General features: G+C 73.3%; 7 protein-coding genes. All 7 read right to left on the reverse strand.

What is annotated here, in order from left to right; genetic code table 11:
* Positions 1-359: 359 nt before the first annotated feature.
* Positions 360-1,313, reverse strand: a complete 954-nt coding sequence (locus AC07AZ_RS33085; protein ID WP_478854365.1) for a slipin family protein — start codon at positions 1,311-1,313, stop codon at positions 360-362.
* A 172-nt stretch (positions 1,314-1,485) separates the two neighbouring features.
* Positions 1,486-2,391, reverse strand: coding sequence for a S1 family peptidase (locus tag AC07AZ_RS33090; RefSeq protein WP_478854367.1), 906 nt, complete (start codon positions 2,389-2,391; stop codon positions 1,486-1,488).
* A 478-nt stretch (positions 2,392-2,869) separates the two neighbouring features.
* The gene (locus AC07AZ_RS33095; RefSeq protein ID WP_478854369.1) at positions 2,870-4,258 is read right to left on the reverse strand and encodes an LLM class flavin-dependent oxidoreductase; all 1,389 of its coding nucleotides are present in this window, start codon (positions 4,256-4,258) and stop codon (positions 2,870-2,872) included.
* A complete protein-coding gene (locus AC07AZ_RS33100) occupies positions 4,255-5,334 on the reverse strand; it encodes an LLM class flavin-dependent oxidoreductase (protein WP_478854371.1) in 1,080 nt (359 codons plus the stop codon). Before AC07AZ_RS33100 ends, AC07AZ_RS33095 begins: the two co-directional genes overlap by 4 nt.
* Before the next feature lie 50 nt (positions 5,335-5,384).
* The gene (locus AC07AZ_RS33105) at positions 5,385-6,146 is read right to left on the reverse strand and encodes an amino acid ABC transporter ATP-binding protein (protein WP_478854373.1); all 762 of its coding nucleotides are present in this window, start codon (positions 6,144-6,146) and stop codon (positions 5,385-5,387) included.
* 48 nt (positions 6,147-6,194) lie between these two features.
* On the reverse strand, positions 6,195-7,964 hold the full coding sequence (locus AC07AZ_RS33110; RefSeq protein WP_478854375.1) for an FAD/NAD(P)-binding protein: 1,770 nt from the start codon (positions 7,962-7,964) through the stop codon (positions 6,195-6,197).
* A complete protein-coding gene (locus AC07AZ_RS33115; RefSeq protein ID WP_478854377.1) occupies positions 7,961-8,818 on the reverse strand; it encodes an amino acid ABC transporter permease in 858 nt (285 codons plus the stop codon). Before AC07AZ_RS33115 ends, AC07AZ_RS33110 begins: the two co-directional genes overlap by 4 nt.
* Positions 8,819-9,291: the final 473 nt, after the last annotated feature.

Here is a 9,291-nt window from a genome sequence, read left to right on the forward strand (position 1 = left end):
TAGTCGTGATGAGGGCGGGGGAGCTGGGGGGGGGGGGCAGGATAAGGACTGAGGGGGCTAGCCCCCGGCGGCGCCGGGTGTGGGAGGAGGTGGGGGTGCCCCCCCCCCCACCCGTCGGGTCCCACCGAACCGGTCCGCCCCCGCCGCACGGGGACGTCCCGACCACCCGGCCCCACGAGGGAAACCCCGCGATCCGGCCCCACGGCGAGGCGTCCCGGGGAGGGTCCCACCCACCGGGCCGCCCAGCCTCACCCCCCGGGCGCACGGCGAGGCCCCCGAGGCGCGGTCATCGCCACCCCTGGCGAGGTCGTCTGGTGAGGTCACGCCCCGCGCGAGCAGACCTCGGCGGACCGCGACGTCTAGTCCTGGCCCGGAGCCACCCCGTGGGGACGGGGGTCCGGGCTGGGCCCGGCAGGCGGAAGGTGTTCCCGCGCCGGTTGCGGTGCCGCCGGGGGCGGGGACTGCGGCACCGGTTGCGGGGCCGTCGGCAGCGGGGACTGCGGCACCGGCTGCACGGCCACCGGCTGCGGTGCCGACGGCGGCTGCGGTGCCGGCTGCTGGGCCTTCTCCAGGAAGCGCAGGAGTTCCACCGGGAAGGGCAGGACCAGGGTCGAGTTCTTCTCGGCGGCGACCGCCACCACCGTCTGGAGCAGCCGCAGTTGCAGCGCGGCGGGCTGCTCGGACATCTCCTTGGCGGCCTCGGCGAGTTTCTTGGACGCCTGGAGTTCTCCGTCCGCGTTGATGACCCGGGCCCGCCGCTCCCGGTCGGCCTCCGCCTGGCGGGCCATGGACCGCTTCATCGTCTCGGGCAGGGACACGTCCTTGATCTCCACCCGGTCGATGGTGACGCCCCACTCCACGGCCGGGCTGTCGATCATCAGCTCCAGGCCCTGGTTGAGTTTCTCCCGGTTGGACAGCAGGTCGTCCAGGTCGCTCTTGCCGATGATGGAGCGCAGCGAGGTCTGCGCCATCTGCGAGACGGCGAACCGGTAGTCCTCGACCCGGACGATCGCCTCGGCCGCGCCGGTCACCCTGAAGTAGACGACGGCGTCCACCCGTACCGTGACGTTGTCGCGGGTGATGCCCTCCTGGGCCGGCACCGGCATCGTGACGATCTGCATGTTGACCTTGCGCAGCTTGTCCACGAAGGGGACGACCAGGGTGAACCCCGGCCCGCGCACCTCCGGCCGGAGTCGGCCCAGCCGGAACACCACACCGCGTTCGTACTGCTTGACGATCCGCGCCGCCGCCATCGTGTACACCGCTCCGGCGGACGCGAGCGCCGCTCCCGCCACCACCAGCTCCTCCACCATTGCCGGCCCCCAGGGTCCGAAGCGGTCGCAGTACAGCGCCACAGGGGAGTACTGCCTGTGTCTTGACGGTAACTCCGCGCCCGGACAAGGGCGAGCCCCCGCACGCCGGCTTGCGTGCGGGGGCTGCTCTGCCGACCGGGTCGGGCCGCGCGAACGGCCCGGGCGGAGGGTCCTAGAAGACGTGGACGCCGTAGGCGCTCAGGGCCTCGGTGACCGGCTGGAAGAAGGTCGTACCGCCGGAGGAGCAGTTGCCGCTGCCGCCGGAGGTGAGACCGTAGGCGATGCCGCTGTTGGAGTAGAGCGGGCCGCCGGAGTCGCCGGGCTCGGCGCAGACCGTGGTCTGGATCAGGCCGTAGACGACGTCGCCGCCACCGTAGTTGACCGTCGCGTTGAGCGCGGTGACACGGCCGCTGTGGATGCCGGTCGTGGAGCCGCGACGGTAGACCGTGGTGTTGACGGAGGGCGTGGCGGCGCTGGTGATGTCCACGCTGCCGACCGCCCCCGACTTGGCGACCGAGGAGTTCGTGTACCGGACGAGGCCGTAGTCGTTCGACGGGAAGCTGGAGCCGGCGGTGGTGCCGAGCGTGGTCGAGTGACCCGAGTTGGACCACCAGGTGCCGGCGCCGTCGGTGCAGTGGCCGGCGGTCAGGAAGTAGTAGTTCCCGCTGTTGTCCTGGACGTTGAAGCCCAGCGAGCAGCGCCAGCTACTCGCATAGATGGCGTCGCCGCCGGAGATGAGCTTCTGGAACCTGCCCGGGGTGTGCTTGATCGTGAGCGCGCCGGCGTTGGTGCCCGCCTGCTCCTTGATCTTCGCGATCTCGGCCTTGGAGACCGTGCTGTCGACGGTGACGACGACACGGTTGGTCTTGCTGTCGACGGTCCAGGCGGTGCCGGGGACGTCGGCCTTGAGCACCGAGCCACTGGCGCTCTTGAGCTGGGTGGTGCTGAACGGGGTGGCGGCGGACGCGTTCGCGTTGGGGATCGCGATCGCTGCGGCGGCCACGAGGCCGGTGGATACGGCGATCAGCCGAGTCCGTCTCGCCGTGCCGCCGCGGGGGGTGGTGCGCTTGATCCTCACTTGTCGTTCCCTCCCAGGGGAAGTCGGGGGCCCGCGTGGGGTCGGGGCCCGTGAGGCGCAGTCGGGGGCGGGCGTCCGGATTCCGAACTCGCCGTGACCCTGACAAGCGCTGAGGGGGAGTATTCGGCCGGACGACCGGTAGACGCAAGGGCGCCTTTCGGCCGTCAACCTTTGAACGAACTGTGCGGTACGGGCGAGATGACCCCTCCCCCGCCGGCCCGCCACCGGTGCCGGTCGCGCTTCCCCGCGTCGACCGCGACACGCAGGGTGTTGACCGCTGGCCGTCGGTCCGTCGGCCCCCGGAGGGCGCGACCCCGTCGGCTTCGGCCACCCGGACCCCGCGGATGTCCGGAAGTCACCCCTCCGGATAGCCCTCCGGAGGGTCCCCGCGAGGGGCCGGCGGGGCGTCGGCACCGGCTCCGCACCGTGCTCGTGCCACCCCCGCGCGGGCACCGGCGGCATCCGCGGTCACGCCCGCTCAGTCCCTCCCCGCCGGCCCGGAAAGCCCCAGGTGGGAGCGGAGAGTGCCGCCCCGGTAGGCCGTGCGGAACGAGCCGCGCTCCTGGAGCAGCGGCACCACCCGGTCCACGAACTCGTCGAGGCCGCCGGGCATGAGCTGCGGTACGAGGACGAAGCCGTCGGCGGCGTCGCGCTGCACGAACTCGTCGAGTTCGGCCGCGACCGCCTCCGGCGTCCCGATGAACGACTGCCGGCCGCTCGCCTCGATCACGGTCTGCCGGATGGACAGTCCCTTCTCCTTCGACAGGGCCCGCCACTTCTCGGCGATCACGACCGGGTCGGCGCGGAGGGTCCGGCCTTCGGGGAGCGCCGGCACGGGATCGGTGTCGGGCAGCGGTCCGTCGGGGTCGTACGCGGAGAGGTCGGTCCCCCAGATCCGCTCCAGCGTGAGCAGGGCGCCGCGCGGGGAGATCCGCTGCCGTCTGATCTCGGAGGCCCGCTCCCGCGCCTCCGCGGCGGTGTCGCCGAGGACGACGGTGACGCCGGGCAGGATTCTCAGGTCGTCCGGAGCACGGCCGTACCGCTCCAGGCGTCGTCTCACGTCGGCGCGCAGGGAGCGGCCCGCGGCGAGTGGGCCGTGCCGGGTGAGGAGCACGTCGGCCGACCGCGCGGCGAACTCCCGCCCCTCGCCCGAGTCGTCGGACTGGACGACCACCGGATGGCCCTGCGGTGAGCGGGGCAGGCCGAACTCGCCCGCGATGTCGAAGTGCCGCCCGCGGTGCGCGAACGGCCGCGACCCGCCGTCCGGTGTCCAGGAGTCCCACAACTCCTGTGCTACGGCGATGAGTTCGGCGGCCCGCGCGTACCGGTCGGAGCTGTCGTACCGGTCGGAGCTGTCGTACCGGTCGGAGCTGTCGTACCGGTCCGCCCGGTCCGCCCGGTCCGCCCGGTCCGCCCGGTCGAGGAGGTCGCCGCGCCGGAGGTTCTCACCGGTGGGGGCGTCGGAGGAGGACACCACGTTCCAGGCGGCCCGGCCGCCGCTGAGATGGTCCAGGGTGGCGAGCCGGCGGGCCAGGTCGTAGGGCTCGTCGAAGGCGGCGTCGACCGTGGCCGCCAGCCCGAGCCGTTCGGTGACGGCGGCCAGGGCGTTGAGCACGGTGACCGGCTCCGGGCGCCCCACCGCGTCCGGGTCCAGGACGCGGCCCCGGTGCCCGGGCAGCCGCTGCGGCCCGGCGAGCAGGAGGAAGTCGAAGAGGCCGCGTTCGGCCGTGCGCGCGAGGTGCTCGAAGGAGGAGAACGCGATCTGGGACCGCGGGCACGGATCGGCCCAGGCGGTGAGGTCGCCGGCGCCCGGGACGTGCGCGGCCAGGTGCATCCGGCGGCGCGGGGCGCCGGTCCCCGCGGTCATGACGTTCCCCCTGTCACGGCGTACCGGTGGGCGGGCCTGGCGAGCCCGAGGTGCTCCCGGAGCGTGCTGCCCGGGTAGAAGGTGCGGAACAGGCCCCGGTGCTGGAGCAGGGCCACCGTGCCGTTGACCAGTCGCTCCAGGTCACGGCGCGGCTGGACGGGCGTGAGGTGGAAGCCGTCGACGCTGCCCCCGGCGTGCCAGGCGGCGACCAACTCCGCGAGGTCGACGGGTCCGCCGCGGTAGAGCGGGCCCTGCGCGGTCTGTCTGGGGCCGCCCCCGCCGTGCCCCGGCTCGGCCGCGCGCTCCCCGTCGGCGAGATCGACGGCGAGGCTCGCGAGGACCCGCAGCTCGTCGGGGTGGCGGCCGAAGGCCGAGGCGGCGGCGCGCAGTTCGTCCCGTACGGCACCCGCCTGCGCGGCGCTCACCGCCCGCACGAGCACCACGTCGGCGTACCGGGCCGCGGTCGCCCGGACGTGACCCTCGGTGGCGTCGACCACCCGCACGGGATGCCCCTGCGGAGGACGGGGGGCGGTCGAGGGGCCCCTGACCGAGAAGCCGGAGCCAACGAAGTCGACACGGTTCGGCTTGTCCCGGTCGGCGAAACGGCCCGTGGCGACGTCCCGGATCTCGGCGTCACCGTCCCAGCCGTCCCACAACCGGGCGGCCACCTCGGCCACTTCACCGGCCTCCCGCCACAGCGCGTCGACGGGGGCGGCGTGCCGGCGGCCGAAGAGACGGGCCTCGCCCTCGGTCGTCGACACCTCCAGCCGCCAGCCGGCCCTGCCGCGGCTGACCCAGTCGAGGGTCGCCACGGCCGCCTGGACGTGGAAGGGCTCGGTGTGGGTGGTCGTGACGGTGGGGACCAGACCGACCCGGCGGGTGGCCGGCGCCACCCGGGACAGCACGGCCAGCGCGTCGGGGCCGGGGCGGGCGAAGGAGTCGTCCAGCGTCACGAAGTCGAGGCCGCCGCCTTCGGCGAGCCGCGCCAGTTCGACGTAGGAACCGGCGTCGTACGCCGTCCGCTGGTCGACTGCGGCGGCCAGGTGCAGCAGCGCCCGGCCGGGCTTGCGGGTCATGTGGGCACACCCTTCTGATGCAGGCCCGTCGGAGCGTGTCCGACGCGGGCTCAGAGAACCTTGGAGAGGAACGCCCGCGTCCGCTCGTGCCGCGGTGCGTCGAGTACGTCGCGGGGAGCGCCCTGTTCGACGATGCGGCCGTCGTCCATGAACACCACGGTGTCGGCGACCTCGCGGGCGAAGCCGATCTCGTGCGTGACGACGATCATCGTGGTGCCCTGGTGGGCCAGGTCCTTGATGACGTCGAGGACCTCACCGACCAGCTCGGGGTCGAGCGCGGAGGTCGGTTCGTCGAAGAGCAGCAGCCGGGGCTCCAGTGCCAGGGCGCGGGCGATGGCGACGCGCTGCTGCTGCCCGCCGGAGAGCTGCCGGGGGTAGGCGCCGGTCTTGTCGGCGAGCCCCACCCGCTCCAGCAGCCGGCGCGCGGCGTCCTCGGCGTCCCTGCGGGGCCGTTTCAGTGCGGCGACGGGCGCCTCGACGACGTTGTCGAGGACCGTGAGGTGCGGGAAGAGGTTGAAGTTCTGGAAGACGAAACCGATCCGCGTGCGCTGTCTGAGCACCTCGCGCTCACGCAGTTCGTGCAGCTTGTTCCCCGAGCGCCGGTAGCCGACCAGCTCGCCGTCGACGCTGATCACACCCCGGTCCACCTTCTCCAGGTGGTTGATGGTGCGCAGCAGCGTCGACTTGCCGGAGCCGGAGGGGCCGAGGACCACGGTGACCTCGCCGGCCGGTACGGCGAGGTCGATGCCCTTGAGCACTTCGAGGGAGCCGAAGCTCTTGTGGACGCACCTGATGTCGACCATGACGCTCATCGCGGGGTTCCTTCGGTGTCGTACGGGAGGTGGGGTGCCGGACACGGCCTACGCGGCCGTGCGACACGCGAGCGCCCGCAGGAACGCCAGCGCGGCCCGTGCGGTCGCGTCGTTCTGCCGGAACGCCGGCCCGCCCGTGCGGGGCCGGGTGAAGGCGCCGGAGCCCCGCGCGTCGGTGTGCGGCCCGAGCGCGAAGCGCCGTGGGTGCGGCCGCCCGGAACGGTCCAGGACCCGTCCGTCGGTGGGATCCACGGACAGCAGTCCGTCGGGGGTGGCGGCGGCCCCGTCCTCGTGCAGCTCCCGCAGCAGGGTGTCGCGGGCCCGCTCGACTGTGGGGCTCGGCAGCCGCGCCTCGACCAGGGCCCGCGCCCGCACCGAGTGGCCCGGCACGGTGGGGCTCGACGCCCGAAACCCCCCGTCCTCGGCGGTGACGGTCAGGTCGGCACCGAGGAAGCCGAGGACACCCGCGCGGGAGAGGGCGAGCATCTGCCGCAGCCGGGGTCCGGGCGGGCCGGAGGCCAGGTAGCTGAAGAAGCCGTGCCACCAGGGGCCGACGTCGCCGAGCCGCACCAACTGGCCGTAGACCGACAGGAGTCCGAAGAAGACCGCCTGGTCGGGGCTGTGCGCGGGGTCGTGCCGGCGCCTCAGGTCCTCCTCGACGTAACCGCGCAGGCCGTCCTGGAACGCGTCGTACGAGGAGTAACGGACCCCGTCCAGCGGACGGTCGAGGGCGGCGAGGTCGAGCCGGTCGGCGGGGTCGGGCACGGCGGAGGCGACGAGGGCCTCGCGCTCCACCGGGTCGGCGGCCGCGTACTTCTCCTCGAAGTCGGTCCAGGCCATCCGGGTCCGCGCGGGCCGGGCCGTGAACAGCCGGTGGTAGTGGGCGAAGCCCAGTTCCTTCTCCACCAGCGGCCACACCTCGCGCCGGAAGTCCGGGCGGCCGGGCCGGGCGAGCAGCGCGTCGACCTCGGCGGGCCCGAAGAACCGTGGCAGCGGCGGCCGTTCACCGGTCCAGTCGTAGCCGATCTTCGAGTGGTACGGCACTCCGCGGCGTGAGCCGACGTGGAGCAGGGGTTCCCGTCCGGACGGGTGGTAGGTCAACTCGCCGTCCGCGCCGGTCTCGTAGCGTCCGCCGCGGCCCTCGGTGAGCAGCGCCATCAGGTCGACGAAGGCGAGTCCGAAGCCCCGGACGATGACGGGTTCACCGGGCGCGAGGGGGGACAGGTCGCTGTCGGCGGTGAAGTCGGGTGGGAGGTGGACGAGGCCGTGCCGGGCGGCGTGGGCGGCCAACCCGCGCTGCTCCGCGTCGAGTTCGGCGTCGAGGTGGCCGAGGGTGAGGACCACGAGGTCGGCCAGGAGGGGGCGCGGGCGGCCCTCCAGCCACACCTGCTGGCGGCCCTCCAGCGGTCCGCCGACCCGCACGGCACGGCACGGGTGGTGGCGGACGGTGACGGACGGCGGCAGGGCGGCCACGGCCCGCTCGTACACCCAGCGCAGATAGGAGCCCTGCGACTGCCGGTCCGCGAAGGTACGGCCGTCGATGCCCGCCCACTCGTGCAGGGTGGGGCCCGGACGCACCGGCCCGGCCATGTCCACCGTCTCGTCGGTGAACATGGTGACGTCCTCGGCATGCGAGTTCATCCACAGCAGCGGCGACTGCTCCTCACGCCAGATGCGCCCGGCGCCCGGCGGGTAGGGGTCGACCAGATGGATGTCGAGGTCCGAACCGGCGTACAGCTCGGACGCGTTGGCGGCGATGCGCTCGATGAGACCGGTCCCCCGCGGCCCGGCCCCGACGATCACCAGGGAGGGTCTCATCGGACGCGCTCCGACCCGCGGGCGTAGTGCTTCTCCACGAAGTACTGGCCGGCGCCGAGCACCGAGGTGACGACGGTGTACCAGACGGTGGCCACCATCAGCAGCGGGATGACCTGGTAGGTGCGGTGGTAGACGAGCTGCACCGAGTAGAGCAGGTCCTGCACGGCGATCACGCTGACGATCGAGGTGCCCTTGAGCGTGCCGATCAGCATGTTCCCGGCCGGCGGCACGATGGAGCGCATCGCCTGCGGGAGCACGATCCGCCACCAGCGGCGCCACCGGCTCAGCCCGAGGGCCTGAGCGGCCTCGATCTGCCCTCGGTCGACGGAGAGGATGCCGCCGCGGACCACCTCGGCGGCGTACGCGGCCTCGTGCAGGGTCAGCCCGATGATCGCGACGGTGACCGGGCCGAGCAGGTTGACCGTCCGCACCCCGAGGATCTGCGGGTACAGCGCACCGACGTTGAACCACAGCAGCAGCTGCACCAGGATCGGGATCGACCGGAACAGCCAGACGTACCCCCAGCTCACCGCGCGCAGAACGGGGTTGGCGGACAGGCGGCAGGCGGCGAGCAGCGCGCCCAGCGCGAAGCCGAGCACCATCACCACCGCGGTCAGCCACAGGGTGAGCCACAGCCCGCGCAGCACGGCGTCGGAGGTGAAGTAGTCGGCGACGACGTCCCACTGGAACGCCTGGTTGCGCAGCACCGAGTTGACGGCGAGGGCCAGCAGCAGGACGACGGCGACAGCGGCCGTCCACTGGCCGAGGCGGCGCTGCGGGACGATCCGCAGGGAGTCCGCGTCCTCGGGTGTGTCCGGTGCGGCGGGGGCTTTGGCGAGGGTGCCGGAAGACATGGAAGGCTCCGTGACATCGAGTCAGTCGAACACGGGTGGGTGCCTTCACACGGGTGCGCGGGGAACGCGCCGCGCGGCGCTGTCACGGCCGAGCCCCTCAGCAGGACCGTGCCCCGAGAGTACGGCGGCGTTTCCCCCCGCTGTCAAGGCTGTCCACACTGTGGTCGCGACGTCTCAAGTCGGTTGACTCACAACCGGATGCCTGTTCCACTTGCCCCATGCATCCACAGCAGTGGCTGGTCACGCGCTCCCACATCGACTTCGGTCGAGTGTGGTCCTCTTCCTGTTGAGCTGACCCCCTGCGCGCCCCGATTCCCCGGGGCGCCTTTCGCGTTCTCCCTCCTCGCACCGCCTTCACACGCGCACCCTCCCCTCGCCTTGGGGGGGGGGGGGGGGGGGGGGGGGGGGGGGGGGGTGGGGGGGGGGAGGGGGGGGGGGGGGGGGGGGGGGGGGGGGGGGGGGGGAGGGGGAAG

The organism is Streptomyces sp. NPDC043878 (assembly GCF_056435735.1).